23 protein-coding genes are annotated in these 26,350 nt (G+C 65.6%); 9 read left to right on the top strand and 14 right to left on the bottom strand.

The window, feature by feature from the left end:
- Window positions 1-27 precede the first annotated feature (27 nt).
- Window positions 28-1,209, bottom strand: a complete 1,182-nt coding sequence (locus tag ACODRZ_RS08930) for a mechanosensitive ion channel family protein (protein ID WP_488970029.1) — start codon at window positions 1,207-1,209, stop codon at window positions 28-30.
- Between the two features lie 200 nt (window positions 1,210-1,409).
- On the opposite strand from ACODRZ_RS08930, the gene ACODRZ_RS08925 reads away from it, so the two are divergent.
- Together ACODRZ_RS08925 and dmeF are read left to right on the top strand one after the other, a co-directional pair.
- On the top strand, window positions 1,410-1,685 hold the full coding sequence (locus ACODRZ_RS08925) for a metal/formaldehyde-sensitive transcriptional repressor (RefSeq protein ID WP_008832657.1): 276 nt from the start codon (window positions 1,410-1,412) through the stop codon (window positions 1,683-1,685).
- A 16-nt stretch (window positions 1,686-1,701) separates the two neighbouring features.
- Entirely contained in the window at window positions 1,702-2,631 is a 930-nt protein-coding gene (gene dmeF / locus ACODRZ_RS08920; protein WP_488970030.1) for a CDF family Co(II)/Ni(II) efflux transporter DmeF, read from the top strand.
- A 152-nt stretch (window positions 2,632-2,783) separates the two neighbouring features.
- Here the strand turns inward: dmeF and ACODRZ_RS08915 are convergent, their stop codons facing one another.
- The 5 genes from ACODRZ_RS08915 to ACODRZ_RS08895 all read right to left on the bottom strand — a co-directional run bounded on the left by ACODRZ_RS08915 (window position 2,784) and on the right by ACODRZ_RS08895 (window position 7,934).
- The gene (locus tag ACODRZ_RS08915) at window positions 2,784-3,482 is read right to left on the bottom strand and encodes a hypothetical protein (RefSeq protein WP_488970031.1); all 699 of its coding nucleotides are present in this window, start codon (window positions 3,480-3,482) and stop codon (window positions 2,784-2,786) included.
- An 11-nt stretch (window positions 3,483-3,493) separates the two neighbouring features.
- The gene (locus tag ACODRZ_RS08910; protein ID WP_488970032.1) at window positions 3,494-5,005 is read right to left on the bottom strand and encodes an aldehyde dehydrogenase family protein; all 1,512 of its coding nucleotides are present in this window, start codon (window positions 5,003-5,005) and stop codon (window positions 3,494-3,496) included.
- A gap of 1 nt (window position 5,006) precedes the next feature.
- Window positions 5,007-6,170, bottom strand: a complete 1,164-nt coding sequence (locus ACODRZ_RS08905) for an FAD-dependent monooxygenase (RefSeq protein ID WP_488970033.1) — start codon at window positions 6,168-6,170, stop codon at window positions 5,007-5,009.
- Window positions 6,170-7,084, bottom strand: a complete 915-nt coding sequence (locus ACODRZ_RS08900) for a polysaccharide deacetylase family protein (RefSeq protein ID WP_103094108.1) — start codon at window positions 7,082-7,084, stop codon at window positions 6,170-6,172. Before ACODRZ_RS08900 ends, ACODRZ_RS08905 begins: the two co-directional genes overlap by 1 nt.
- 88 nt (window positions 7,085-7,172) lie before the next feature.
- Window positions 7,173-7,934, bottom strand: a complete 762-nt coding sequence (locus ACODRZ_RS08895; protein WP_488970034.1) for a maleate cis-trans isomerase family protein — start codon at window positions 7,932-7,934, stop codon at window positions 7,173-7,175.
- 261 nt (window positions 7,935-8,195) lie between these two features.
- On the opposite strand from ACODRZ_RS08895, the gene ACODRZ_RS08890 reads away from it, so the two are divergent.
- Complete coding sequence (locus ACODRZ_RS08890; RefSeq protein WP_488970035.1) at window positions 8,196-8,702, top strand: VOC family protein; 507 nt, start codon at window positions 8,196-8,198, stop codon at window positions 8,700-8,702.
- A 105-nt stretch (window positions 8,703-8,807) separates the two neighbouring features.
- Here the strand turns inward: ACODRZ_RS08890 and ACODRZ_RS08885 are convergent, their stop codons facing one another.
- The 5 genes from ACODRZ_RS08885 to ACODRZ_RS08865 all read right to left on the bottom strand — a co-directional run bounded on the left by ACODRZ_RS08885 (window position 8,808) and on the right by ACODRZ_RS08865 (window position 13,600).
- On the bottom strand, window positions 8,808-9,623 hold the full coding sequence (locus ACODRZ_RS08885) for an alpha/beta fold hydrolase (protein WP_488970036.1): 816 nt from the start codon (window positions 9,621-9,623) through the stop codon (window positions 8,808-8,810).
- On the bottom strand, window positions 9,620-11,179 hold the full coding sequence (locus ACODRZ_RS08880) for an FAD-binding oxidoreductase (RefSeq protein ID WP_488970037.1): 1,560 nt from the start codon (window positions 11,177-11,179) through the stop codon (window positions 9,620-9,622). Before ACODRZ_RS08880 ends, ACODRZ_RS08885 begins: the two co-directional genes overlap by 4 nt.
- Window positions 11,180-11,187: 8 nt before the next feature.
- Window positions 11,188-11,523 (bottom strand): hypothetical protein, encoded by a 336-nt coding sequence (locus tag ACODRZ_RS08875; protein WP_488970038.1) that lies wholly within the window; start codon window positions 11,521-11,523, stop codon window positions 11,188-11,190.
- Between the two features lie 23 nt (window positions 11,524-11,546).
- Window positions 11,547-12,770, bottom strand: a complete 1,224-nt coding sequence (locus ACODRZ_RS08870; RefSeq protein WP_488970039.1) for a class I SAM-dependent methyltransferase — start codon at window positions 12,768-12,770, stop codon at window positions 11,547-11,549.
- A gap of 95 nt (window positions 12,771-12,865) precedes the next feature.
- Window positions 12,866-13,600 carry an SDR family NAD(P)-dependent oxidoreductase gene (locus ACODRZ_RS08865; protein ID WP_488970040.1) on the bottom strand — a complete coding sequence of 245 codons (735 nt, stop codon included), beginning with the start codon at window positions 13,598-13,600 and terminating at the stop codon, window positions 12,866-12,868.
- 282 nt (window positions 13,601-13,882) lie between these two features.
- On the opposite strand from ACODRZ_RS08865, the gene ACODRZ_RS08860 reads away from it, so the two are divergent.
- Window positions 13,883-16,027: a TonB-dependent receptor gene (locus ACODRZ_RS08860; RefSeq protein WP_488970041.1), complete on the top strand. Its 2,145-nt coding sequence runs from the start codon at window positions 13,883-13,885 to the stop codon at window positions 16,025-16,027.
- Window positions 16,028-16,251: 224 nt separating this feature from the next.
- Here the strand turns inward: ACODRZ_RS08860 and ACODRZ_RS08855 are convergent, their stop codons facing one another.
- A complete protein-coding gene (locus ACODRZ_RS08855) occupies window positions 16,252-17,685 on the bottom strand; it encodes an aldehyde dehydrogenase family protein (protein WP_488970188.1) in 1,434 nt (477 codons plus the stop codon).
- A 404-nt stretch (window positions 17,686-18,089) separates the two neighbouring features.
- Between ACODRZ_RS08855 and ACODRZ_RS08850 the strand changes: the two genes are divergently transcribed.
- Together ACODRZ_RS08850 and ACODRZ_RS08845 are read left to right on the top strand one after the other, a co-directional pair.
- Window positions 18,090-19,295, top strand: a complete 1,206-nt coding sequence (locus tag ACODRZ_RS08850; protein ID WP_488970042.1) for an FAD-dependent oxidoreductase — start codon at window positions 18,090-18,092, stop codon at window positions 19,293-19,295.
- A 171-nt stretch (window positions 19,296-19,466) separates the two neighbouring features.
- Window positions 19,467-20,489 (top strand): alpha/beta fold hydrolase, encoded by a 1,023-nt coding sequence (locus ACODRZ_RS08845; RefSeq protein WP_488970043.1) that lies wholly within the window; start codon window positions 19,467-19,469, stop codon window positions 20,487-20,489.
- A gap of 40 nt (window positions 20,490-20,529) precedes the next feature.
- Here ACODRZ_RS08845 and ACODRZ_RS08840 read toward each other — a convergent pair whose 3' ends face one another.
- Together ACODRZ_RS08840 and ACODRZ_RS08835 are read right to left on the bottom strand one after the other, a co-directional pair.
- Window positions 20,530-21,537 (bottom strand): alpha/beta hydrolase, encoded by a 1,008-nt coding sequence (locus tag ACODRZ_RS08840; RefSeq protein ID WP_488970044.1) that lies wholly within the window; start codon window positions 21,535-21,537, stop codon window positions 20,530-20,532.
- Window positions 21,538-21,673: 136 nt separating this feature from the next.
- Window positions 21,674-23,134, bottom strand: coding sequence for a flavin monoamine oxidase family protein (locus ACODRZ_RS08835; RefSeq protein ID WP_488970045.1), 1,461 nt, complete (start codon window positions 23,132-23,134; stop codon window positions 21,674-21,676).
- A gap of 197 nt (window positions 23,135-23,331) precedes the next feature.
- Here ACODRZ_RS08835 and ACODRZ_RS08830 point away from each other — a divergent pair, with 197 nt between their 5' ends.
- From ACODRZ_RS08830 to ACODRZ_RS08820, 3 genes are all read left to right on the top strand, one after another.
- Window positions 23,332-23,859, top strand: coding sequence for a DUF3598 domain-containing protein (locus ACODRZ_RS08830; protein ID WP_488970046.1), 528 nt, complete (start codon window positions 23,332-23,334; stop codon window positions 23,857-23,859).
- Window positions 23,860-23,948: 89 nt separating this feature from the next.
- Window positions 23,949-24,866 carry a LysR family transcriptional regulator gene (locus ACODRZ_RS08825; protein WP_488970047.1) on the top strand — a complete coding sequence of 306 codons (918 nt, stop codon included), beginning with the start codon at window positions 23,949-23,951 and terminating at the stop codon, window positions 24,864-24,866.
- Window positions 24,867-25,100: 234 nt separating this feature from the next.
- The gene (locus tag ACODRZ_RS08820) at window positions 25,101-26,129 is read left to right on the top strand and encodes a DUF1838 family protein (protein ID WP_488970048.1); all 1,029 of its coding nucleotides are present in this window, start codon (window positions 25,101-25,103) and stop codon (window positions 26,127-26,129) included.
- Window positions 26,130-26,350: the final 221 nt, after the last annotated feature.

Raw genomic sequence — 26,350 nt, 5'->3', positions numbered from 1 at the left:
AAGGCGTACAGCGCCCTGCCATCGTCGTCAGATCGCCTTTTCGGGATAGGGCATGATGATCGTGCCGTCGGGCGCGGCGGTGAAGGTCGTCTGCGTGGGATAGGGGATCGAAATTCCCTCCTGCGCGAACCGCTTGACGATCGCCACCATCAACCGGTCGCGCAAGGGATGGGCGATGCCCCAGTCCTTGCCGGGCACGTCCACCAGCAGGCTGAAATCGAGCGAACTGGCGCCGAAGCTCTCGAAACCGGCGCGCGATGCCTTGCCGCCTTCCGCCTCGACAAGTTCGGTCAGGATGCCCGGAATGCGCGCCAGCGTCTCCGGCGGGGTCTCGTAGGCGACGCCGATGGTGAACGGCAGGCGGATGTGGTCGCGCCCGCTGACGTTCAGGATCTCCTTGTCGAGCAGGTTCTTGTTGGCGATGATCCGCAGTTCGCCGGTATAGGCGCGGATGCGCGTGGATTTGAGGCCTATCGCCTCGATCACGCCCGAACTGGTGCCGAAGCTGATCTGGTCGCCCTTGCTGAAGGGGCGGTCGAAGATGATCGCCAGCGCTGCGAAGAGGTCGGCGAAGATGCCTTGCGCGGCCAGACCGATAGCGATGCCGCCGACGCCCAGGCCCGCGACGAGGCCGGTGACGTTGACGCCGATGTTGTCGAGCAACACCACGGCGGCCACCGCGAAGACCACCACGCTCACCAGCAGGCGGATGAGGCCCATGGCGTTGATGATCGCCTCGCCCTTGAAGTGCTCGGCCGAAGTCTTGTGCTCGATCGCGCCGAGGATGAACTCGCGCGCCCAGATCGCGCCTTGCAGGACGGCGGCGAGGGTGAAGAAGAAGGTCACCAGATTATCGAGCATCGGCGGCGTCTGCGCGTAGCCGTCGACCGCGCGGATCGCGACCATGATGATGAAATAGTTGGTCGTCTTGGTGATCACCCGGCCGACTATGGTGAGCCAGTCGCCGCGCCCGCGCTCTTCCCGGCACAGCCGCGCGCCGAGCCGCCGCAGCGCGTAGAGCGCCGAGACGATGGCGACGGCGATGGCCACCGCGATGATGATCTGCAGCCAGTAGGTCTGGAACCACGCGAAGGTCGAATTCGACAAGTCGCGGACCTGCACGGACACGTCGGGAATGGGGGACTTTGCGGGAGCCGGAGTGGCGGCGGGGGCAGCTGCCGCTGCGGCGATAGTGGTGATTACGCTCATCGCGTGCTCGTGATCCTGCGTCTGTGGCGCCGGCTGCGGATGGCGACCCGAACCGGCGGATGGGCGACGCTCCCGAAGCGAAACGGAGCGTCGGCGCGGGCTTTTGAAATGAACGGCCCTCGACTTTGTTCCCGTATCGGGACCGCCCGGGCGGGTCAAACCTTGCGGCTTCGCCGCTTATACCCTAAGGGGGTATAGGTATGGCACATCTCGGCAAGGACAATCAGGCGCTCATCATGCGGATACGTCGCATGGTCGGGCAGTTGCAGGCGGTCGAGCGTTCGCTCGTCGAGGGGGAGGACTGCGCGAAAGTGCTGTTGCAGAGCGCGGCGGTGCGCGGCGCGGTCAACGGTTTCATCGACGAACTGATCGAGGACCACCTGCGCACCCACGTCTCCGCGCCCGACCTCTCCGATGCCGAGCGCGAGGACGGCGTACAGGCCGTGATCGCCGCCATCCGCCGTTACGCGAAGTAGAAAGACCGCATTTCCCATGGCTTCCCTGCCTCACCCATCCGTTCACGATCACGATTTCCTCGGCGCCTCGCACGACGCCAACGCCCGCCGCACGCAGTGGGTCGTCGTGCTCACCGCCGTCATGATGGTGGGCGAGATCGTCGCCGGATATGCCACGGGATCGATGGCCCTGCTCGCCGACGGGTTCCACATGGCGACCCATGCCGGAGCGCTCGGCGTCGCCGCGCTGGCCTATCGCTATGCCCGCAGGCACCGCCGAAATCCGGCCTTCAGCTTCGGGACGGGCAAGGTCGGTGACCTCGCGGGCTTCGCCTCGGCGCTGGTGCTGGCGCTGTTCGCGGTGGGGATCGGGGTGGAATCGGTGGAGCGCCTGCTCAACCCCGGCCCGGTGGCGTTCGGGGACGCCACCATCGTCGCGGTGATCGGCCTGATCGTGAACATCGTCAGCGCCCTGCTGCTGTCGGGCGATCATCACCACCATGGGCATGGACACCACCATGACCACGGTCATGATCACAAGCATCATCACGGGCACGCGCACAACGACAACAACCTGCGCTCGGCCTACCTGCACGTGCTGGCCGATGCGCTCACCTCGGTCATGGCGATCGTCGCGTTGCTGGCCGGGCGCTATCTGGGCTGGACCTTCCTCGACCCTCTGATGGGCGTGGTCGGCGCGGTCGTCATTGCGCGCTGGTCATGGTCGCTGATGAAGGACACCGCCGCGATCCTGCTCGACCGCACCGACGACCACGTCGCGGAGGAAGTGCGCGAAGCCATCGAAGGCCCCGGCGACGCGCGCATCACCGACCTCCACGTCTGGCGCATCGGCCCGGATGCCCATGCCGCGATCATCTCGGCCAGTTCGGCACGCGACCATGGCGAACTGCGCCGCCGCCTCGCGCCGGTGCATGAACTGCGCCACGTCTCGATCGAGCGGCATTGAGGGCATGCGTCGCCCCGGCGCAGGCCGGGGCCGGCGGCCGTCTTTAGGCGGGGGCTTCGACAAGCTCAGCCTGAGCGGAATTTGAAGACCTGCTCTCAACACCGCTCAGGCTGAGCTTGTCGAAGCCCCCGCGATTCAAACTTGCTCCAACGTCAGGCCGCGAACCAGGCCGTATCCTCACCGGTTGTCGTCGAGTAACGCTCCAGCTGGCTGTCGAGGCCCGAGAACTCCCAGGTCAGGCGCAGGAACACCGCATCCTCGCCGTGCACCCACAGCCGCGCCGGCGGCCAGTGCGGCTGCCAGCGCAGTTCGTAGACGTCGGCCGTGAACGTGCCCGCCGGGACGTTCAGTTCTTCCTTGCCGAAATAGGTAACGCCGATCGTGATCGGCAGCGCGACGAGCGAGCTTTCGCCGTTGATGTCGTAGGAACAGGTGACGCTCGGGATCATCCGCTCTGCCCCCGGCTCGTCGGTCCCGCGCGCAAGCGCGATGGCGCCGTCGCCCACGAGCGGATGCAGGCCGAGGTAATCGACCCGTCCGGGCAAGGTCTGGCTGGTGCGCCCGAGGTTCGCCGTCAACGACTCGCAATGCGTGGTGTCGGGCGTGAAGTAATACCAGGAACTACCGGTCAGCTTGCCGTGCTGGACGACGCGCACCTGACCCTCGACCGGGCGCAGATCGGCATCGAGGCTCCACGAGGCGTCGCGGGTCAGGGCGCCGTCGCCCATCTCGCAATAGGCGCGGACCGTGCGGCCATCGGCGCGCACGTCGATGCCGAAGTCCTCGATCCCCTGCGGGCCGTCTGCGTGATGATAGACGATGCGGCCCGCATGACGGCGAAGATAAGTCACTGCACTTTCCATCACAGGGCCACGGTCACGGCCTTGGTCTCCAGATAGAGGTCCAGCCCCTCGCGCCCGAATTCACGCCCCCAGCCCGACTGCTTGAAGCCCCCGAACGGGATGTTGGCGCCGACCGCGCCGTGGGTGTTGACCGACACATGGCCCGACCGCACCCGCGCCGCCATCTTGTGCGCGGTGGACAAGTCCTGCGTCCAGACGCTGCCAGACAGGCCAAAGTCGCTGTCGTTCGCCATCGCAGCGATGGCGTCGAGATCGTCGCCCTCGAAGCGCTGGACGGCCATGACCGGGCCGAAGATCTCCTCGCGCACCACGCGCATGTCGGGGGTGGTGTCGGCGACGATGGTGGGCTCGACGAAATGGCCCGGGCCTTCAGGGGCCTTGCCCCCCGCGACGACACGCGCGGGGCCTTCCCTGGCCTCTTCCACGTAGCTCATGACGCGGGCCTTCTGCTTGGCCGAGATCAGCGGGCCGATCATCGTGTCCGCATGCAGGCCGTGACCGATCTTCATCGACCCGGCGAACGCAGCCATGCCTTCGAGCAGTTCGTCATAGATGTCGGCATGGACGAAGATGCGCGTGCCCGCCATGCAGTTCTGGCCCTGCAGGAAGAACGTCGCCATCGAGACGCCGGGCACGGCCTTGGCCATGTCCGCATCCGGGAAGACGATTACCGGCGACTTGCCGCCCAGTTCGAGGCTGACCTTCTTGAGATCGTCGGCGCATTCGCGCACGATCAGCTTGCCCACTTCGGTCGATCCGGTGAACGCGATCTTGGACACCAGCGGATGCTTGACCAGCGCCGCGCCCGCCGTCGCGCCATCGCCGTTGACGATGTTGACGACGCCTTCGGGGAAGCCCGCTTCCATGATCAGCCGACCGAGCACGACGGCGCTGAGCGGCGTCTCCTCGGCAGGCTTGAGGACCACGGTGCACCCCGCCGCCAGCGCCGGGGCCAGCTTGAGGCACGCCATCGAGAGCGGCACGTTCCACGGCACGATCTGGCCGACGACGCCGACCGGCTCGCGCAGGGTGTAGGTCAGCGCCTCTCCCGCCGCGAGGACATGCGCGGGCGGGGTCGTGGTGGTGCCCTCGATCCGCTCGGCCCAGCCGGCGTAGTAGTGGAACAGCTCGGCATTGTTGCGTGCGGTCAGGCCGGCGAGCCACATCGGCATGCCGTTGTCGATGACCTCGAGTTCGGCCAGCACTTGCGTGTTGGCCTCGAACAGGTCGGCGAGCTTGCGCAGCAGCCTTGCGCGCTCGAAGTGCGAAAGCTTCGCCCACGGGCCGCCGAATGCCTTGTGCGCCGCGCGGACCGCAAGGTCCACATCCACCGCATCGCCAAGCGCGAAGCCCGCAAGCGCGGCGCCGGTCGCGGGGTCATGCGTGACACCCGACGCACCGCTGGCGGACGATACGAACTTGCCGTCGATCAGCAGCGGGAAGTCGCCCCGCAGGGCGTCCCAGGTGCCGGGCGCAAGTTCGACGGGGAAATCGGCTGCAGTCAGCGTCATCTTATACCTCTACCTTGCCGGCGTCGTAGGCGAACAGGCCCAGCGTTTCCTCGTTGCGGACTTCCTTCTTGCCGAAGTTGTCCGCGTCCTTGCTCTGCAGGCGTTCGGCGTTGGCGTTCGATTCCGCCTGAATGAACGTTGCATGCTCGATCCGCGCGCGCTCATAGCGCTCGATCGCTTCGGCCACCGTGGCGCTCGCCTCCATCGCGCGCGACAGGACCACCGCATCCTCGATGGCACAGGACGCGCCCTGCCCCAGGAACGGCGTCATCGCATGCGCCGCATCACCAAGCAGGGTGATGCAGCCGCCCTGGTTCCAGGTCGACAGCGCCGATCGGGCATTGATCGCCCACTTGAACAGGCGGTCCTCCTCCAGATGCGCGATCATGTACTGGATCGGCTCGCACCAGCCCGCGAAGACCTGCTGCAGTTCGGCACGTTTTGCGGGGATCGTCCAGCCGTCGTCGGTCCAGCCTTCCTCGCGCGCGAAGAAGACGAGGTTGAGCTGCGTGCCACCGCGCAGCGGATACCACACCGCCATGCGCTCCGGCCCGATGAAGTTGCCGGGGTTCTCTGCCAGCTCGCGCAGCTGCTCGTCCACGGGTACCACGCCGCGCCATGCGACGTGGCCGGTGAAGTGAGCGGAAATCGGATCGAAGATCTTGCGCACTACCGACTTGAGACCGTCAGCACCGACGAGCAGGTCGCCGTGATGTTCGGTGCCGTCTGCGAGCTTGAGCGACGCCTGTGTGCCGTTGTGTGCCGCTTGCGTCACCCTTGCGGAGAGGTGCAGCTTGCCGCCCAGCTCCCGCGCCGTCTCGACGAGAAGCGCGTGCAAGTCGGCGCGGTGCATGTAGAGATACGGCACGCCGTACTTCTCGCGCATCTGGTTGCCGCGCTCCAGGGTCTTGAGAACGCGGCCATCTTCCCAGTGCCGCACGACCTGCCGGACCGGCTCGCTGCCCGCAGCCTCGATTTTCGGCCCGAGTCCGAGGTACTGCAGCCCCGCCATCGCGTTGGGAGCGAGCGTGACGCCCGCCCCCACTTCCCCAAAGCTGTGCGCGCCTTCGAAGACCTCGACCTCGAACCCCTTGCGCAGGAGCCCGATGGCCGCCGTCAGCCCGCCGATGCCGCCGCCGGCGACGAGAACCCGAGCCTTGTCCATCAGCCGAGTTGGCCAGGAATATGGCTTTCGTGGTTCTGGAGATACCACTCGGCGATTTCCTCGCGCGTGGCCCACCAGACGCCGTCGAGCGACTTGGCGTGCTCGATGAACTCACGCACCGCGCGGACGCGGTGGGCGCGGCCGGCGACGTGCGGGTGCAGGCCGATGTTCATGATGCGGCCGCTCTTCGCGCCTTCGGCATAGAGCACGTCAAGTTCCTCGATCAGCGCATCGCGGAACTGGTCGGTGGTGAAGTTCTTGCGGGTGATGAAGGTGAAGTCGTTGATCTCGTTGGAATACGGGACCGAGACAATCGGGCCGTTCGGCGTGCGCAGCAGGTACGGCTGGTCGTCGTTCATGATGTCGCAGTAGAAGGTGCAGCCCTCCCCTGCGAGGATGTCCGCCGTCTGCATCGTGCCGCGCAGCGAGGACGAGAGCCAGCCCTTCGACTTGCGGCCGGTGTACTTCTCGAACTGTTCGAGCGAGCGCATGATGATGTCGCGCTCCTTCTCCGGCTCGTGCGCGAACGTGGTGAGCAGTTCGCCCTGCTCCCAGTTGTGGGTGAGCAGTTCCCAGCCGCGCTCCAGCACCGCATCGGTCATCGCCTTGCGACGCTCGAAGGTGACGGCGTTGGTGGTGCAGCTGGCCTTGACGCCCAGTTCGTCGAACAGGTCGAACAGGCGCCAGATGCCCACGCGCTGGCCATATTCGCGCCAGGTGTAGTTCGGGAAGTCCGGCGTGTTGCCGGGCAGGATGTCCGGCAGGATCGCCGGGCCGCCCGCGTAGTAGGGCTTGTCGGTATCCTTGGTGAGATCCCAGGTTTCGAGATTGAAGGTGATCAGCAGCGCGACGCGCTTGCCGTCCGGCCACTGGAGCGGCTGGCGCTGCGGCATCGGGACGTAATCGTATTCCATTGTGAACTCCGTATTCTAATCTCTCGACCCTGAGGTCAGCTTAGAGCGCCGATGCCGTATCGCCAGTGCCTGATTTGCAAGTGGCGGATCAGAAATCCGCAAGCAGGCGGCCGAAGCCTTCCTTCTGGTCGGTGAAGCCCATCGTGCGCAGGGCGTGCCAGTACGTCGCGGTGTTGATCGCGATCACCGGCTTCTCCAGCCAGAACTCGGCCATTGCGGCGACTTCGGCGAAGGCGAGGTTGGTGCCTGCCTGGATCACCGCGTCGACGCCTTCGCTCACCTTGATCGCGGTGCGCTTGAGGGTCTGCTTGCTCTCGTGCGCGATCAGCATCGGCGACTGGCACTTGAGACCCTCGATATGGACGACCTCGTAACCCTGATCCTCGAAGAACTTCTTCACGTTGGCGTCGCCCACCGGGGCATAGGGGGTGAGGATGCCGATCTTGCGGATCTTCTTGCCGTCGGCCTCTTCATAGGCCTTGATCGCGGCGTCCACGGCGGTGGAGCCCATGATCACCGGCACGCCGCCGGTCCGCTCCAGCATGCGCTGGTGCAGGCGCTCGGCGCCCTCGGCACCGTCCCAGAAGGTCTCGGCCGACATGCCCATGATGACACAGCCCGGATCCATCGACATCGACACGTCGACCGCATCGAAAGTGGCGCTGCGGATGTTCTCCAGCATCTCCACGAAAGTCGCGTCGTCCACCACCTTGGTGTCGGGAATCGAAATGCGCGAGAAGTGGTTGGTCACGCCGCGCGGGCGCATGTCCGCGTACTCGGGCTCGACGCTGGTGTTGGTCGAGGGGGCGACCACCGCGAACTTCATGCGGTAACCGAGAGAATCCGTCATTTTCTATATCCCACGCAGCTGGAGAGCGGGCTCTCCGAAAGAGTTGCAGACGGGCCGGCAGAACCCTGGCCGGAAGATCGTGTCGCCCTTGCGGATCGGGGGCTGCTGATGCCCTCGTTCAACCCCGTTCATCGCGCCGCGAGCCGACCTTCCGCAAGGCATGACCCGTCCCGTTGTCCACCTGACGACCATTGGCGGCCACGCGCTCGCGGCGGCGCGGCAGGACGGGAACTATCGGGGCGAACCAGCAAAGGCAGACCGATGACCGAGCATCCCTCCTCCGCCCTCGTGCGTGCGACGATCTTCGTGCGCGATCTCGACAAGGCGACGCAGTTCTACCGCGCCATCGGCCTCACCGAGACCTACTTCGAGGGCAAGCTGAGCCATCCTTCGGCGACCGAGATCCTGGGCTTCGACGATCCGCGTCCGTTCGAGATCCGCATCATCAAGCGCCCCGGCCCCAACTACGGCATGGTCGGCCTGTTCAAGCTGGCGGATGGCACCACGGACGAAGTCATCCCCCCCGCCACCGGCCCGGCGCGCATCGGCGAGGTGGCGCTGGTATTCTACGTCACCGACATGGCCGGAACGATGGAGAAACTGCGCGCCCTCGGCGCGACCTGGGCACCGGAGCCGCAGGTCTTCGCGATGGAGCACCGCGCGCAGCTGGAAGTGTGCATCCGCGACTGCGACGGGGTGTTCATCAACCTGGTGGAGACCGATCCAGCCCAGCAAGAGCGCACGCGGCCGGAACTGGACTATTCTTGATCCACGTCGTCCCGGACTTGATCCGGGACCGCTGGCCGTGACCAGCCCACCTCTCGACGGGATGGTCCTGATAGCGCGCGCCTAAAGACTGCCAGCGGTCCCGGATCAAGTCCGGGACGACGACAGGAACTCTTCTACCGCACGCGCCACGCCTTGCGGGTCGGCGGTGGCCTGGAAGTTCGCCCCGCCGGTAACGGCAAGGCTCGCGCCGGGGAAAGCGGCCTTCGCGCGGTCCAGCTCGGCGTGGAAATAGTCGTCGGGTGAAGTCAGCAGCAGGACCGGCGCCTTGACGCGCGCAGCCAGCGCGGGGGTGTCGGACTTTGCCACCGCCATGTAGGCCTGCGGCCGGGCTTTCCATGCGCGCAGCATGGCGACGACTTCGTCATGGATGATCTCCACGTCGATGCCCTCGTTGTAGCCGGCCGCGTAGTCCCAGTTGGTCTGTAGGTGCGATCCGTCGCGCCTCAGCGCTATAGGCTCACCGTGCGTCTGCTCGAAGTGTGCGCGCTCTTCGGGCGTCATCAGTTCGGCGCCCGCCAGCATGATTGACGCCACCCGCTCGGGATGGATCGCGGCGAAGTACACCGCAAGGCTGGAGCCGGTGTGATGCCCGAAGACATGGAAACGCCCGATCCCGAGTGCATCGATCCCTTCCAGAATCCACGCCGCATAGTCCGCGAGCGAAGGCCAGCCTACCGGATCGAAGCTACCCCCGAAGCCCGGCGTGTCGATCGCGACAAGCCGGTTGGGCAGATCGAGTTCGGCCAGCAGCGGGTCGTAGCTCTGCGCCGAGCACGCAGTCTGGTGCAGGAAGACGATGGCGGGCTCCCCGCCCGGCTCTTCAAGGCCCGCCACCTCGCGCACGTGCAACTGCCCGTCCGCAAGGTCCACGTAGGACTTGCGGACGCTGTTGCGGGTCACAGGCCCAGCACGCCCGGACCAATGAGGCCCTGCGGATCGAGCGCCGACTTGATCGCGCTGACCAGCGCCTTGGGCTCTGCTCCGAGGCGCGCGGCGTAGGGATACGCACGGCCGAGCTGGAAGTGCAGCGCGCCGTGGGCGTCGTAGAGGTCGACCAGCTCACCCTTGAGGCGATGGACGTACTCACGCGCGGCCGGGTTCGCCGGGAATTTCGGCAGGCTGGCGAGGTAGTCGCCGGGCACCGATTCCGCGTGGTAGGCGGTCTGCTCGTCCGGCCAGTAGAGCGCGATTTCGTACAGGAAACCGCTCGACCCGACGGTGGAATACATGCCGCCGCCCCACACGCCATGCTGCTTCATGTCGGCCGCGCGATCCGCGGAGAAGCGCTGGAGCGCCTCGTGGAAATCACGCACGCGGTCATGCGCCATGACGCCGTGCAGCGGCACCCAGCGCTCGCCGCCCGGGCCGAGCGTGTTGTAGAGCGGCGCGAAGGGCATGCCGCGCACGACCGAAGGCACCGTCGCGACGATTTCGCGGCCGAGATCGGCGGTCAGGTCGCGCAGGCGCTGCAGCTTGGCGCGGCACTCGGCATCGTCGAAACCCTCGACGATGTAGTGCGTCATGAAGTTCGAGGCCGAAATCTGCTTGCGGGCGAGAATGCCCGCCGCCGCGACCTGCTTGAGCCCGGCGAAGACCGAGGGCGAACTCTTGACGATGGACATCGCCATCGCCAGCTGGCCGCCCGCACGCTCCTGCTTGGCGATCTGGCCCTGCGACAGCGCAGCGTCGAGCGCGAAGTGCGAATCCTCGACCCGCTCCATGGCGATGCGGCGCATCGATTCGTGCATCTGCGCGAATTCGGCGAAGGCGAAGGACAGCACGCGATGCGCAGGCTTGTGACGCAGCAGCGGCAGCGTAACGCGGGCCTTGAGGCCGAAAACGCCGCAGTCGCCGGTGAACAGGCCGGTGAGGTCAGGCCCGGCATGACGGCCGAACGGCTTCTCGCCCAGCGCGCCTGTGCCGGTGCGCAGCAGGCTGCCGTCGGCAAGCACGATGTCGAAGGCCAGTGCCGATTCCGCCGAGATACCCCATGCGCCCGAACCGTGGCTGATCGAGTTCTGCGACATCGACCCGCCGATCGTCGCGGCAATGCCGGAGAACGGTCCACGGAACGGCGTGCGCAGGCCCTTGGCCTCCAGCGCGTCGGACAACTGGAGCCAGGTAACGCCCGCCTCGACGGTGACGTAGCCGTTGAACTCGTCGATCTCGACGATGCGGTTCAGGCGGCTCATGTCCATGAGCAGGTGCGAGCCGTCCACCGCATTGTAGCCATCGGTGTAGGACGCGCCGCCGCCGCGCACGGTGAACGGCAGCTTGGCGGCCGCCGCCTCGCGCACCACGGCCTGCAGTTCCTCGATCGTGCCCGGACGCGCGACCGCGCCCGGCATGACCTGTGCGCGGTAGACGTCGGTGGCGAAGTAGGCGACCTTGGCCGGGTCGGTCAGCAGGTTGTCCGCACCGACGATGTTCGCCAGCGCGCTCGCATTCATGCTCATTGTATCGCTTACCCTTCCGCGATCGCGTCGAGGGTGGCGATGTAGCCTTCGGTGGTTTCCCTGAATGCCGCTTCGGAGGCTTCCTTGCGGACGAGGTAGAACATGCGTTCCAGCATCTGCTGGCGACGCGCCTCGCGCGCTTCGAGCGCGGCGTCGTCGAGGACGAGCGCATCGACTTCGGCGCGCGCGTCGATGTTGTGATTGGCCAGCACGCGCTGGGTAGAATCGAGCTGGTCGGCCAGCACCGAAACCTCACCCGCGAGGACCATGATCATGCCCATCATCTGGTCGAGGGCCGGGTCCTGGTAGAACTGGGGCCGCTTGCCCCGTGCGTCACGCTTCATGTCTTTGTCTCGTTCCTAAGGGATCAGGCAGTAGGCTGAGCGTGGGGCTTTTGGGCGATAAGCACTTCCCAGCCGCCGCCGGGAGCGAACTCGCCCGCCGTGAACTCGCGCTCGGCGACGTCGGCGACCGATTCCTCGGTATAGCCCGCACCCGCATATTCCATCACGGCCATCGGCGCGGTGTCGAAGCGGATGGTCGCCGGGTCGAAGCCCGCCTTGGTGGCCAGCGCGATCTGGTCCATGTCGCGCATCGCGCCCCAGAACGGCTCGTTGTTGTAGTAGGTCTCGTTGTCGAGGATGAACTGCGTGAACGGGTCCATCAGGTCGAACGGCGGCAGATCCGCGTGGATCATCAGGCCGCCGGGCTTGAGGACGCGGGCGCATTCCTCGAACACGCGGGGCATCGCCTTGCCGCTGGTCTCGTGCAGCAGGATGTGGCTGACGACGAGGTCGAACGAGGCGTCCTCGAACTCGGTCTTCTCGGCGTTCATCTGCGCGAAGTTGACGTCGAGGCCGAACGCACCGGCGCGGGCGTGGGCATAGCGCACCATCGGACCGCCGACATCGACGCCCCAGATCTCCGCCTCGGGGAACAGTTCCTTGTAGGGCAGCGTCGAGTGGCCGACCGTGCAGCCCAGGTCGAGGATGCGCCTGGGCTTGAAGTCCGGCATGTTGCGCTTGAGGTAGTTCACCACCGAGCGGCCCATGTCGTCGTTGAACGGGCCGGTGTACCCCATCGAATAGAGGTACACACCGCGGTCGTAGAGCACGCCGAGCGAGACGTCCGAAGCATCGTCCGGGCCGCCCGCATAACCACCCGGCATGCAGTGGATGTCGAGCGAGGAGACGTAGCGCGGAACCTCGAAGCCCTCGGGGATGCGCAGCTCGCCCTTGTTCTTCGCCGAATTCGCAGCGGCGGCGGCCTTGAGGCTGTCTTCCTCGCGCTCGATCGAATCGATCACGCTGTCCCACAGCAGTTCCTGGCTGATGCGGTTCACAGCGGCGTAGTGGCGGAAGTAGTTGTCCGGCACCATCGCCTTGCGGATGTCGTGGCGATCGACCGGCGCGCGGCCCGCTTCTTTCTCGAAGCGCTGGGCGGCGCGGCCCGAATAGATCGGGTGCAGGCCGGGCAGCAGGCCCTGCTGGATGAAGTGCTTGAGGCTCTTCGCGAACTCCTGCCGCGAGGCTTCTTCCGAGGTCGGGGTGGGCAGCATGCCATGGAGCTGCTGCTGGAAGGTGTTGAGCATTGGGTTATCCCTGAAGACGTATGCGCAAACTATAAGCGGGGCCGGCGATCACGCACCTGCGAAAGTGGAATCTCCACCCCTCGGACAGTGGAGCGTCACACCCACTTGCCCGAGGTGTAGCCGCCATCGACCGGGATCGCCGCCCCGGTCACGAAGCTGGCTGCATCCGAGATAAGGAAAGCGACCATTTCCGCAACCTCGGCGGGCTTGCCGATGCGGCGCAGCGCGTGGGCCTGGAGGTTGGCCTGCATCAGCGCCTCCAGCCCGGCATCGGCGAGCGGGGCCGTCATCTGCGTCTCGATCAGGCCGGGGCACACGCAGTTCACGCGCACGCCCGCATCGGCAAGGTCTACCGCCATGCAGCGGGTCAGGTGGATGACCGCCGCCTTGCTCACGCCGTAGGCCACGCAGTCGTTGCGCGCGACGAGACCGAAGGTGGAGCCGATGTTGACGATCGAGCCGCGCCCCCGCGCGCGCATCGCCGGAAGCACCGCGCGGCAGCCGAGCGCCGTGCCTCGCAGGTTGACGGCCATGATGCGGTCCCAGTCCTCGATGGCGATCTCGTCGATGGCGCCTAGGCCGCCGACGCCCGCGCAATTGACGAGGCCGTCGATACCACCCTCGGCCTCCAGCCGCGCGACGAGTGCAGCCCATGCGGCGGGATCGGCGACGTCGAGCGCGACGCCGCGCCCGTCCTGATCGTGCAAATCCGCGCGAACCACCGTGCGCCCGGCCGCTTCGATCAGGTCCGCCGCCGCCTTGCCGATGCCGGACCCCGCGCCCGTGACCAGTACGACGCCCGCGCCCTGCGTTGCGGTAAGCTCTGCCATCATGACCTCCACTGCGTTGATTTCGCCGCAGTCTGACGCTCGCCCCGAAAAGTGGCGCGCTACCCGGCCGTTTTTATCCGCACAGCGGTTCATGCATGGAGCGATGCGCCTGAGTTATCATCCTGCGGACAGTTTGCGGCGGAGCATTGCCACAAAACCTTATCACCGACAGCTTCCGCTTTGCCTGACGGGCGCCGACGCAAAGCTCCTTTCGAAAAGAGCCACGTCGCCACGGGCCAGGGTTCAGAAGATACTACGCACAAAGGTTCATTCGACACCATGATGAAGGCATTCTCCAAGGGGCTGCTGCTCGCGACCGCGATCGGCTCCTTCCCCGCCATGGCCGCCGCGCAGGACGCCGCCGCAAATGCTAGCAGCGACGCCAACGGTTTCGGCGACATCGTCGTTACCTCGCAGCGCACCGAACAGCGCCTGCAGGACGTGCCCATCAGCGTCACCGCCATCACCGCTGACGAAATCCAGACCCGTCAGGTGAACACCCCCACCGACGTCGCGCGCCTCGTCCCCAACCTCAAGCTGGACGGCGTGACCGGTGGCTCGGCGGGCCTCAAGGCGTACATCCGCGGCGGCGGCGGCACCGACGGCGGCTACGTGATGTCGGAAGCCGAAGTCGCGCTCTACATCAACGACGTCTACAATGCCCGCATGCAGGGCGCGCTGATGGACTTCGCCGAGATCGAGCGGATCGAAGTCCTGCGCGGCCCGCAGGGCGTGCTCTACGGCCGCAATGCGTCGGCCGGTGCGATCAACATCATCACCAAGCAGCCTTCGGACGAATTCACCGGCAACGTGCAGGTCGGCTACGGCACCTGGAACGAACGCCGCGTGAAGGGCTACATCTCGGTCCCGCTGAGCGAGGACGGCAAGTGGGCCGCATCGTTCAACGGCATCGTGCGCGCCCGTGACGGCGGCCGCCAGTACAACGCCACGCTCGACAAGAAGGTCGGCAAGGAAGACTTCAAGGGCGGCCAGTTCGACCTCGCCTACAAGGGCGACGTGGTGAAGGCCCGCCTTAACCTGTTCTACCTCGACCTCAACTCGGACGGTCAGTGGTCGGTCAACACCACCACCAACGACGAAGGCAAGATCGTCCCGCTTTCGGGCTCGTACCGCACCGTGCTCTCGCCGGTCGCTTCGGACACCCGCGTCAAGCAGAAGGGCGGCTCGCTCCACCTCTCGGCCGACTATCCGGGCGGCACACTGACTTCCATCACCGGCTACTCGGAGATGGACGACTTCTGGATCCAGGACTTCTCGGGCGGTGTCAAACCGGGGATGATCGATCCTGCTTTCCTCGGTCCGAACTACGTAACCGGTGCCGATGGCACGATGGCCCTGATGGTGCGCAGCAGCGATTCCCAGCAGTGGCAGTTCAGCCAGGAACTGAACGCTGCCGGTTCGCTGGCTGACGGGCTCGTCGACTACGTCTTGGGCTTCTACTACTTCCACGAGAACGGCGACCAGGTCGTGGACACCACGACTCTGGGCTACCCCTCCATCACCAACTTCCATGCCAAGACCGACGCCTGGGCGGGCTATGGCCAGCTGACCTTCAACGTCACCGACCAGCTCGCCCTGATCGCCGGCGGCCGCTATACGCTCGAAGACAAGGCGCTCAACGCCGACATCGGCGGCGATCCGGCCGTGAGCCGCGACCACTACAAGAAGTTCACCCCCAAGCTGGGCGTCAACTTCAAGCCCAGCAACGACGTGCTGCTCTACGGCTCGTACAGCGTCGGCTTCAAGTCGGGCGGCTACAACGGCCTCGCCTCGACTGCAGCGCAGCTTTCCGATGCGTTCAAGCCGCAGACTACCGACGCCTTTGAGGCAGGCATCAAGGCGGACCTCGGCAGCACCGTGCGCGTGGCGCTCTCGGGCTTCGTCAACAAGATCAAGGACCGTCAGGAATCGATCAACCTCGGCAACGGCGGCTTCCTGATCGAAAACTACAACATGACGATCAAGGGCCTCGAAGCTGAGATCGCGTGGAAGCCTATCTACGGCCTGCAGATCTGGGGCAACGGCGCGCTGAACAAAGGCAAGTACCGCACTTCCGTCGGTTCGCTTGCCGGGACGATGCCGCCGTTCCTGCCGGACTACCAGGCGACCGTCGGCTTCGACTACAACTTCGATCTCGGCTCGGGCAAGGTCAAGTTCGGCGCCGACGCCAACTTCCGCGACAAGTTCTTCTCGACGGCAGACAACGCCGCGATCGGCGCGGTCACCTCGACGCAGATCGTCAATGCCTATGTCGGTTACGACGTCGGGCCGTGGCAGTTCCAGGTCGCGGGCAAGAACCTGCTCAACCAGATCAACTGGCAGACCGGCTTCGGCTTCTCGGTCGTGAACCCGCGCTTCATGACCGATCCGCGCACCGTGCTGGCGACTGCCCGCTACAGCTTCTGATCTCTCCCGGACCGGGTGGCCAGAAATGGCACCCGGCCCACCCTCACCCTAAAAGGCCCGGCAGGACAAAGTCCTACCGGGCCTTCTTTTTTATCCTCCCTGTTGCGCAGCAATGGGGAGGTGGCAGTCGCGAAGCGGCTGACGGAGGGGTTTCTCCCTCTCCACCACCGACTACGTCGGTGGTCCCCCTCCCCATCGCTTCGCGACAGGGAGGATTTGGTCCATCACACCACAGCGCAGATCGTCTTCGTCTCGAGGTAGCTTTCCAGCGCCTCGCGCCCGCTGTCACGGCCGTAGCCGGACTGCTTCACGCCGCCGATCGGCAGGCTGGCGTCGTACATCGAGTGGCAGTTGATCCAAACCGTACCCGCCTTGATCCGCGAGGACAGACGATGCGCGTGCGAGAGCGATTCCGTCCAGACGCTCGCAGCCAGGCCGTAGACGCTGTCGTTGGCCATCGCCACGACCTCTTCCACGTCGTCGAACTTCTGCACTGCAAGGACCGGACCGAAGACCTCTTCGCGCACGATCTCCATGCTGGCGGTCACGTCCGCCACCACGGTCGGGGTGATGAAGGTCCCCGCCGGGCCAAGGCGCTCGCCGCCCGCGACGATCGCGGCCCCTTCGCTGCGCGCACCGGCGATGAAGCCGCTGACGCGCTCGGCCTGACGCGCGTTGACGAGCGGACCCATCTGCGTCGCCGGATCAAGACCGTGGCCGAGCTTGAGGCCGCTTGCATAAGCCGCCAGCCCCTCGACCACCTGATCGTAGACCGAAGCGTGGACGTAGGAACGCGAACCCGCCACGCAGACCTGCCCGGCGTTGAAGAAGATCGCGTTCGCCGCGCCGGGAATCGCGAGGTTGAGGTCCGCATCGCCCATGATCACGACCGGCGACTTGCCGCCCAGTTCAAGGCTGACGCGCTTGAGGTTGCCCTTCGACGCATCGAGAATCGCGCGGCCCGTCGCGGTGCTGCCGGTGAAGGCGACCTTGTCGACATCGTGATGCGACGCCAGCGCCGAGCCCGAGATCGCACCGCGACCGGTGATCACGTTGAACACGCCGTCGGGAAGGCCCGCTTCCTGAATCAGCTCGCCGAGACGAATCGCCGAGAGCGAGGTGTCCTCGGCAGGCTTGAGCACGACCGCGCAGCCCGCCGCGAAGGCCGGGGCCAGCTTCATCGCGGTCAGCACCAGCGGCGAGTTCCACGGCACGATCGCCGCGACGACGCCGACGGCCTCGCGCACGGTCCAGGCGCGCATTTCCTTGCCCTGCGGCTGGTAGGTGATCGAAGGGGTGATGGTTTGCCCCTCGATCGCCATGGCCTGCCCGGCGAAGAAGCGGAACTGGCCGACCGCGCCGGGGATTTCCGCCCAGCGCGCGACGTAGAGGGGCTTGCCCTGATCGAGCGCTTCGAGTTCCGACAGTTCGTCGATGTTGGCTTCGATGAGGTCGGCGATCTTCCAGAGGATACGCGCGCGCTCGGCCGGGGGCGTCGCGGCCCATGCGCCTTGCGCCTTGCGTGCGGCGGCGACGGCCGCATCGACGTCGGCGGCCGAGGCGTCAGGGATCGTGCCGATGATCTTTCCGCTGGCCGGATCGAGCGTTTCGACGACGGCGCCGTCAGCCGCATCGACCCACTGTCCGCCGATCAGCATGCGGGCGGCCTTGGGTGCATCGAGCAGCGCGGAAACGGCGGAACTCTGGGGCTTGGGATCAAGTAACATCGCTATTCCAATACTAAGGGCCGAGGCGGCCGAGGTTCCCTGTCCTGCGTTCTGCCACATGCCCCGGACCGCAAGAGGTGATCAAGGCCAAGTGATCGCAGCGCGAACATCGGTGCAATCACCGGATCACCTGCCGCCAAACTCGCTTATGCCGGAACAGGGCGGCGCGCCTCTTGGGACCAGAATTCGCAAAAATTCGAAGGGCAGTCCTGCAGGCGGCGCACAGTCCGACACGTCGTTTTCAGTTCACTGGGGGACGGTCTTCTCGCAGTCGTGCAAGTCACGGCGACGTTTGGCGACCTTACCTGACAGGCATTTACTCATCGGGGGACGCCTTGCTGCTACCACTAGACAATTCACGCTCGCAGGTACTGGTCGCCGGTGGCGGCCCCGTGGGCATGGTGGCCGCTTATGCTCTGGCGCTGCAGGGAATTTCGGTCCGCGTCCTTGAAAGCGCGCCGACCTGCCTCGAGGACATGCGCGCCTCCACCCTGCATCCGCCGACGCTCGAGATGCTGGAAAAGCTCGGCCTGCGCCAGACGCTGGAAGACCAGGGCCTGCGCGCGCCGCTGTACCAATACAGCAACCGCAACACCGGCCGCACTTTCTCGATCGACATGGGCGAGATCGGCGACGTGACGCCCTATCCCTATCGCCTGCAGTGCGAGCAGTGGAAGCTCACCCGCCTGATCGCGGCCAAGCTGGCTGAGATGCCGAACGCCGAAGTGCTGTTCTCGCATCAGGTCGCCAATTGCGTGCAGGGCTCCAACGGCGTGCAGGTCTCGGTGGAGACGCCGTTCGACATCAAGCTGTTCCACGCGGACTACCTGATCGGCGCCGATGGCGGCAACTCCACCGTGCGCAAGTGGCTGGGCATCGGCTTCGACGGCTTCACCTACGACGAGACGTTCCTGACCCTCTCGACCGCCTATCCGATCGAGGAGCACCTGCCCTGGGTCAAGGAAGTCAACTACGTCAGCGGCGATCCGTTCTGGTGCGTTCTCCTGAAGGTCCCTGGCCTGTGGCGCGTCCTCGTCCCGCAGAAGTCGGGTGCCTCGGCCGCGGACGTGACCAGCGATGCCGCCAAGGATGCCGTCTTTGCCGAATTGCTTGGGGTCAACACCCCGGTGCAGACCGAGCACCGCACCTGCTACCGCGTCCACCAGCGCGTCGCGACGAGCTTCCGTCAGGGCCGCGTCATGCTGGCGGGCGATTCCGCCCACCTCAACAACCCGCTGGGCGGCTTCGGCATGAACTCGGGCATCCATGACGCGGTGAACCTCGTCGAGAAGCTGAGCCGCGTGATCCTCGAAGGCGCGGACGCGGAAGCACAACTCTCGCTCTACGACCGCCAGCGCCGTACCGTCACACGCGACTTCGTGCAGGCCCAGACCATCGCCAACAAGGCAGCGGTCGAGGACAAGGTCGACGCCCGCGAGGCGCATCTGGCCGAACTCGAAGCGAATGCCGGCAAGCGGCACGAATATATCTTGCAACAGGCGATGTTCCGCAGCCTTGAAAAGGCCGCCGCGATCGTCTGATCGCAGGACGGGATACCAGCTCGCGAGGCCCCGGCAGACGCAGGTTTGCCGGGGCCTTTGCGTATCGGGAACGCCCTTTCGTCGGTCACCAGTCGGATAATCGGTGCGATCCTTCGGACTTCGCGAAAGCAGTCGATAAACTCGACCTTTCCCTGATAAAGAAGGTTAGCCATGACCCTGATCCGCATTCCGCTGCTCGCCGCCACGGTCGCGATTTCGGCGTTGGGCCTAGCGCCGGCGACAGCCCATGCGCAGGCCGCTCCATTGCAGGGAAGCGCCACGAAGCCCGCCCTGCCCTATCTCACCATCGACGAACTGCGCCGCAAGTATGCCGACGCCCAGAGCCGCTATGCCGTGATCGGCGGCCTCAAGATTCATTACAAGGACGAAGGGCCGAGGAACGCGCCGGTGCTGTTCATGGTCCATGGCTCGGAGAGCAGCCTGCGCACCTGGGACCGGATCGCACTGGCTCTGAAGGGCCGTTATCGCATCATCCGCTACGACATTCCCGGCTACGGCCTTTCGGACGGTGCGACCGATGCAGCCGCAACCTCGCTGCAGCCGACCGACATTCCGGTAGAACTACTCACCCGTCTGGGCGTGAAGAAAGTCACCTTCGTCGGCGTTTCGAGCGGGGGCACCATGGGCATGTACCTCGCTGCCCGCCGCCCTGATCTGGTGGAGCGGCTGATCCTGTCCAACACCCCGTCCGACCCGGTCGATACCAGCCATCTGGTGATGCCCAGGTCCTTCATCGACGCGACCGAACGCGCGAAGCAGACGGGCTTTCGTGACCAAACCTTCTGGAACGAATTCCTGAGCTATTTCGCAGGCGATGCATCGCGCATCTCAACCCGGACACGCAACGAATACTACGACTTCTATCGCCGCGTGCCAGAAAAGAACCTGATCGCCCTCGTCGCACGTATCGGCGACGGCAAGCAGGCCACCGTCGAGATGGCCAAGGTGCGAAAGCCCACGTTCCTGATCTGGGGCGGCGCCGACCACCTGCTGCCGGAATCGGCGGCAAATGCCATCGCGCGCTACCTGAAGAATGCGCAGATTTCGCGCGTGGTCATGCCCGACGTCGGCCATTATCCGCCGCTGGAAGTGCCCGAGCGCTTCGCCCAGCTCATCGCCGCCTATGTCGAGGCGGGCACTCCCAACGTGCCGGCGCAAGCCACCGTACCCTGAGGGCTGACGTGGCGGGCCGATGTGAGGGCCTCACACCCGGCTACTTGCCGGATGTAAAGCCCTCACCCGCGATCCACCAACGAAATTCCTCGAGCCAGTGGTCGGTCGTGCCGCCGGTCTGCTTCATGCCGAAGCCATGACCACCGCGTTCGTACAAGTGTGTCTCGGGTCGGTAGCCACTGGCGAACAGCGCATCGTAGAAGGGGCGAAAGCCGAAGCCCATAGCCATGTCGTCCTGTGCCATCGCAAGGAACAGCGGCGGCAGGCGGCCCGGCGCGGGCTTCGGAGCCGGACGCAACCAGGGCTCGTCAGGCGTACCTGCAGGGTAGGGCAGGTTCGCGGGCGGCAGTTCGGGCAGTTTCGCGCCAAAGGGCATCCCGTAGATCAGCCCTGCGAAGTCCGGCCGACTGGCCACAGGCGCCAGGGCCATCATTCCGGCGACATGTCCCCCCGCTGAAAAGCCGACGACTCCGATCCGCTTGGGATCGATATGATATTCGGCTGCATGCGAACGCAGGAGCCGCAGCGTTTCCAACCCGTCCGCCACGCCGGGATCGCCGCCCACGCCTGCAGGTATCGTCGCGACGACGCGCTTGCGCATCGCCTCGTTGGTCTCACCGGGAAGCGTCTGGATAAGGCGATACTTGAGCACGAAGGCGGCAATGCCGTGCTCGGCCAGCCATTCCGCCACGCGCGTTCCTTCGTGCCGCATCGCAAGAAGCCGGAAGCCTCCGCCCGGGGCGATGATAACCGCCGCGCCAGTCGCCTTTTCGGGCGACGGCAGGAATGCCTGGTAGGACGGCACGGTGACGTTCCACAGCGTCTGTCCATCGTCGCGCAGTTCTTCGGTGACCGGAGCACTGACCAGCCCCGGCCAGTCCTTCGGTGTCGGCACGCCCTTGGACCAGATCGCCACGGGAGCCTGAACTTCGACCCCGTCCGCCCGTTTGCCGGCGGGCAATGTGCCCAGCGTCGAAAGGGCGGCGGAGGCCGGAACGGACGGCAGGACCGCCACGGCCAGCAGCAAGGCGGAAAGAGAACGGCGCACGTGCAATCTCCCTGAAGCGGCCAAGAACCGGGTGGCCGGGAACCATCCCGATCATGCGCGACAACGGATGGTCGCTATCGCCGATACCAGGAACTGATCGCACGCCGGACAATGCCATGCCTCAGGCTTCAGTATGTCAGGCTTCCAGCACCTCCAGCGCCGCGCGCTCCGCCGATTCCAGCGCGCCTTCCAGGCCGCGCGCACCGGTGGCGGTATGCTCGCCGCAGAAGTGCAGGCGACCGGCCGGCTTGGACATCTCTGGGACGAGGCGGCTCACTTGCCCCGGACCGAAATAGGCCCAGTCGCCACCGTTGAAGACCTCCTGCGACCAGCTGAAGTAGCTGCGCGCCATCAGCTTGCCCTTGGCCGCCGGGCGCATCGCCTCGATCTGAGCGACGATCATCGCCAGCGCCTTTTCCCGGCCAAGGCGGTCCCAGTAGTTCGCCAGGCCGCCGCGTGCCTGCACCAGCAGGCCGGTGACTTCCTCGGGCGTCGCACCGTAGTGCTGCGGAATGACGGTGCCCGCGAGGCCATCGGTCCACATGCCGGGCGACAATCCGTCCTCGTCCCAGAACGGCGCGGTGGCGGTGAGGAACGCCATCGACAGCGGCTGATAGGCGATCTGCCACACCGCCTCCGCCTGCGCGCCGGACAGGCCGGGCAGGATCTTCACATAACGCAGCGTCGAGAACGGCAGCGAGCAGATCACCCGCTTGGCACTGAACGTCGAGCCATCCCGGCAATAGACGGTCGAACCGCTGTCGGTGGTTTCGATCGCGACCACTTCCTTGCCGAGGATGACGTCACCCTTGAGCAGTTTGGCCATGCCCATCGGCAGGTGCAGGTTGCCGCCCTTGACGCCGAAAGACTTGGTGCCGGCATCGAACTGGGCCTTCACGAACCCGTCGTTGAACTCCAGCATCAGCGCGGAGACGTCCCACGAATTAGTGCCGTAATAGGGCGAGACATCGTTGGCGAGGCGGATCGCCGGGTCCGAAAGCCCCTGCGCGCGCAGGAAATCGTGCAGCGGCACGTCGAGCACGGCGCTGGCCGGGTCGGTCCAGGCGTTCCAGTCCTTGAGCGGCGTGCGCTCGGCGATGAGCTTGTTGACCATCTCGGCGGGAAGCACTGACTTCATCGCATCGGGGAACGGGTTGCCGGGATGGCGCGCCCATTCCTCCCGCGTGAGGGGCTGGCCGTTCAGCCACAGCATCGGCGGCTTGCCGACGCGGTATCGGCCGCCGATGTCCTCCAGCGTCACCCCGGCACGCTGCGCAGCGTCGATGCCGCGGCCATAGCCCTCGCCCATCGAGTTGAAGCCCATCTCGGGATAGCCCGGCTCGTCCAGCAGCGTCATCACGCGCCCGCCAACGCGCTGACGGCCCTCGAGCACGGCGACCGTGAGGCCCTGCTCCTCCAGCATCCACGCCGCCTGCAGACCCGAGACGCCCGCGCCCAGCACCAGCACATCGAGCCCTGCCGCAGCCTTCTTCGCCGGGGCAGCAGCCAACGCCGCAGCGGGAAGCAGCGAGGCAATGCCTGCACCGATCGCGCCGTTGGTCATACCAAGGGTGAAGCTACGCCTGTCCATCGTCATGGCTCGAAGACTCCTAGTCTCTCTTGCAGTGATCAACTGATTCGACACCCCAATGCCACGCCCGGGTGGAGTCGGTCAGCCAAGCGATCAATGTGACCGAACAGCGATCAATTAGACGCAAAAGGCTCGCGCATGCATCTCCTGCAACTAGGCAGGGGCAGCCGAAGGGCATTTTCAAGACATCTTATGGAGTGGCGATGATGGTGAACAAGGTCTCGCAACCCGGCATCCGGGAAGCCATGCCCCTGCTGTGCAACAACGAAGGCGTGTGGGAAGGCTGGTATCGCTACTACGACGCGAAGACCGGCGAACTGACCGACCAGCATCGCTCGCGCCTGTTCTGCCGCCTCGTCGGCGAGCCGGGCCACGAGGAATACCACCAGACCAACCACTACTTCTGGGACGACGGCCGCGTCGAGGTCCGCGATTTCCCGGCATGGTACGAGGATGGCCGCATCCGCTGGGACAACGAGTTGATCAAGGGCTGGGCGGCCGCGATGCAGCCGGACGACTACAACCGTTCGACCTGCCTCAACTGGACCCGCCACAACGAGCCCGGCATCTATCTCTACGAGATGATCCAGGTGAACGAGGACTTCACCAAGCGCGCCCGCACTTGGCAGTGGTTCCGCGACGGCGAATGCTACCAGCGCACGCTGATCGACGAACGCCTCGTCACCCGCGACTGGCAGAACTTCGAAGACACCGGCGCTCCGCAGAACTGAACGCCCTGCACGGCGGGGAGTGCGGCCGATGGCCCCTCCCTGCTTGCAAGGCTGGACAAACCCGAGCCCGACGATCAACGGTAACGCGCATGGACCTGGTCAAACTGCAACGCATGGTGGCGATCTACGAAGCCGGGAGCTTCCGACAGGCGGCGCGCGATCTGGGCATCTCCCAGCCCGCCCTGACCTGGAGCATGCACCAGCTCGAGGAAACGCTGAACGGCCGCCTGTTCGAGCGCGGCCCGCGCGGCATTCGCCCGACGCCGCTGTGCGACCGTCTGGTCCGCCGCGCCCGGCTGATCTTCCGCGAGCAGGAGCGCATCCTCGACGAAGTCGCCGACAGCACGCACAACCAGACGATCAACATGGGCGTGCACTCGATCTTCCTGACCGACGCTTTCGCCCGCTGCATCGCCGAGTTTTCCGAGCAGTACCCCTCGACCACATTGCGGGTGTTCGAGGGCTTCAGTTCGCAGCTCCTCGGCCGTCTCCAGCAGGGTGAGGTCGACTTCGCCTGTTGCGCCATACCCTCCGAGGAGGAACATGGCGGTACCCTGCTGACCGAGCCCCTGGGGACGCTCAACTATTCCGTCGTGGCCGCCGCCACGCATCCGGTTTTCGACGATATCGCCAAGCGCCGCCCGATCTCCCAGTACCGCTGGGTGGAGTTCGACACCGCCATAGTCGGCGCATTTCCGGGCAAGAACGACATCGTCTCGGTCATGGCGACGGCGGGCCGCGATGTCGCGCGCAAGAGTGTGCGGACGGCCTCGATGGACGTCATTCGCCTGCTGGTTCTCAGCGGCGACTTCATCGGCCTGATCGCCGACGAGCGGGTTGCCGAGGAGCTGGAGAACGGCACCCTCAGGCGCGTACCCGGCACCGAGGTCACCGCATCGCAGTTCGGCTTCGTCAGCATGGCGGAGAACTTCGAGACCTCGGCCTGCAAGGCACTGCGCGAAATTCTCGAGAAATCGGCCTTCGAACCGATGCGCAAGGCGCACTGAACGGCACCCAAAGGCACCCTAACGGCACCTGACGACACCCTGACCGCGCCCGACAGCGCGGCTCGGGGCCAATAGACGTGCGTGCCTTGACCATACGCAATGATCAAAAATTGTGATCGGCGATCCGCCGTATCTGTCTGGCGATCATTCGTGGGAGCTTGATCGACGCTGGCCCCGGCTTCATCCATCCCCATCGCGGCACATAGCCTCTCGGCCTCATGGAGTGATCAGCTCATGTCGAATAACACGTTTACCCGCCGCGAAGGCCTCAGCCTGGCGGCGATCGCCGCGGGCGTGGCGGCGCTTCCTTCGGTGGCGTCCGCAGCCGCCAAGTCCGCGACCGCCGCGTCGCGCCTGAACTTCACCACGAAGCTGGACTTCAAGGATCCGGTGTGGAACCGCGATACTTATGCGCGCATCGACGGCGACGTCGATCCGACCAAGGAAAAGTGCGGCTGGCTGCGCGGCAAGGCCTTCGGCGTGCGCGACAACGAGAAGATCCGCCCGCTGTTCATCGCCGAGGGCTTCAGCTTCACCCGCATGAAGCGCCTCGAGGACGGCAGCTGGCGCCGCATGCTGCGCGAAGTCGTGTTCTATCGCGACATCGAGACCGGCAAGCTGCTTGAGACGTGGGACAACCCCTATACCGGCGAGAAGGTGAAGGTTGTGCCGATCGCCAACGACCCGTTCAACTTCACCATCAGCGACAAGGTCCCCGAGCCACCGAGCTACGGCGGGCTGCAAAAGGTCAAGGTCGAGCCCAAGCCCTTCCTGATGGACTGGATGGAAGGTCCCGAAGGCACCCTGATCCTCAACACCGACATCGACATGATCTACCCGAACGCGCTGCAGCCGGACAAGTGGCCGCGCGAATCCTCGGGCGTGATGAACCGCGTTTCGGAGCACTTCATCTACACGGTGAAACGCGAGGACGTGCTGAACCCCAACCTCACCCACATCCCGCACATCGGCGCATGGACGCGCATGACGCCGTGGCTGCCCTGGATGCTGATGGGCCAGGCTCCCGGCCACATCACTTACTTCACGACGTTCCAGACGCTGCCCGGCGGCATCAAGGAACTGCCGCAGGACCTCGTCGAGGCCGCGCGCGCGATGGACGAGAAGTGGCTCCACTCGCCGACCGAGGACTACGGCCCCTCGCTGTCCAGCCTTGAGAACTACGCCCGCGAGCAGAAGCCCGCGCCGGTCCCGGCGGGCTGGTCCCCGCCGCAGCCCCCGGCCGCGCCGAAGAAGCTGGGCTGAAACCTTGTCCTCCCCGTTCCGAAGGAATGGGGAGGATAACCTACTGCTCCCCACCTAAACCCGCTGTCACCCTGAACTTGTTTCAGGGTCCATCAGGCCGATAGCTCTGGTGTCCGATCAGCAAACCGAGATGGCAGTTTGCGACACAACACACCGGCACCAACCGCCCGATGGATCCTGAAACAAGTTCAGGATGACGAGCGAGAGAACGCAAAGACCAT

The sequence above is a fragment of the Novosphingobium sp. FG90 genome, assembly GCF_057808725.1.
This window is presented reverse-complemented; position numbering and strand designations above follow the sequence as displayed.

Coding starts and splice junctions, on each gene's coding strand:
- ACODRZ_RS08930 (WP_488970029.1), bottom strand. CDS start 1,209: ATGAGCGTAATCACCACTATCGCCGCAGCGGCAGCTGCCCCCGCCGCC.
- ACODRZ_RS08925 (WP_008832657.1), top strand. CDS start 1,410: ATGGCACATCTCGGCAAGGACAATCAGGCGCTCATCATGCGGATACGT.
- dmeF (WP_488970030.1), top strand. CDS start 1,702: ATGGCTTCCCTGCCTCACCCATCCGTTCACGATCACGATTTCCTCGGC.
- ACODRZ_RS08910 (WP_488970032.1), bottom strand. CDS start 5,005: ATGACGCTGACTGCAGCCGATTTCCCCGTCGAACTTGCGCCCGGCACC.
- ACODRZ_RS08905 (WP_488970033.1), bottom strand. CDS start 6,170: ATGGACAAGGCTCGGGTTCTCGTCGCCGGCGGCGGCATCGGCGGGCTG.
- ACODRZ_RS08900 (WP_103094108.1), bottom strand. CDS start 7,084: ATGGAATACGATTACGTCCCGATGCCGCAGCGCCAGCCGCTCCAGTGG.
- ACODRZ_RS08895 (WP_488970034.1), bottom strand. CDS start 7,934: ATGACGGATTCTCTCGGTTACCGCATGAAGTTCGCGGTGGTCGCCCCC.
- ACODRZ_RS08890 (WP_488970035.1), top strand. CDS start 8,196: ATGACCGAGCATCCCTCCTCCGCCCTCGTGCGTGCGACGATCTTCGTG.
- ACODRZ_RS08880 (WP_488970037.1), bottom strand. CDS start 11,179: ATGAGCATGAATGCGAGCGCGCTGGCGAACATCGTCGGTGCGGACAAC.
- ACODRZ_RS08875 (WP_488970038.1), bottom strand. CDS start 11,523: ATGAAGCGTGACGCACGGGGCAAGCGGCCCCAGTTCTACCAGGACCCG.
- ACODRZ_RS08870 (WP_488970039.1), bottom strand. CDS start 12,770: ATGCTCAACACCTTCCAGCAGCAGCTCCATGGCATGCTGCCCACCCCG.
- ACODRZ_RS08865 (WP_488970040.1), bottom strand. CDS start 13,600: ATGGCAGAGCTTACCGCAACGCAGGGCGCGGGCGTCGTACTGGTCACG.
- ACODRZ_RS08860 (WP_488970041.1), top strand. CDS start 13,883: ATGAAGGCATTCTCCAAGGGGCTGCTGCTCGCGACCGCGATCGGCTCC.
- ACODRZ_RS08855 (WP_488970188.1), bottom strand. CDS start 17,685: ATGCTGATCGGCGGACAGTGGGTCGATGCGGCTGACGGCGCCGTCGTC.
- ACODRZ_RS08845 (WP_488970043.1), top strand. CDS start 19,467: ATGACCCTGATCCGCATTCCGCTGCTCGCCGCCACGGTCGCGATTTCG.
- ACODRZ_RS08835 (WP_488970045.1), bottom strand. CDS start 23,134: ATGACGATGGACAGGCGTAGCTTCACCCTTGGTATGACCAACGGCGCG.
- ACODRZ_RS08830 (WP_488970046.1), top strand. CDS start 23,332: ATGATGGTGAACAAGGTCTCGCAACCCGGCATCCGGGAAGCCATGCCC.
- ACODRZ_RS08825 (WP_488970047.1), top strand. CDS start 23,949: ATGGACCTGGTCAAACTGCAACGCATGGTGGCGATCTACGAAGCCGGG.
- ACODRZ_RS08820 (WP_488970048.1), top strand. CDS start 25,101: ATGTCGAATAACACGTTTACCCGCCGCGAAGGCCTCAGCCTGGCGGCG.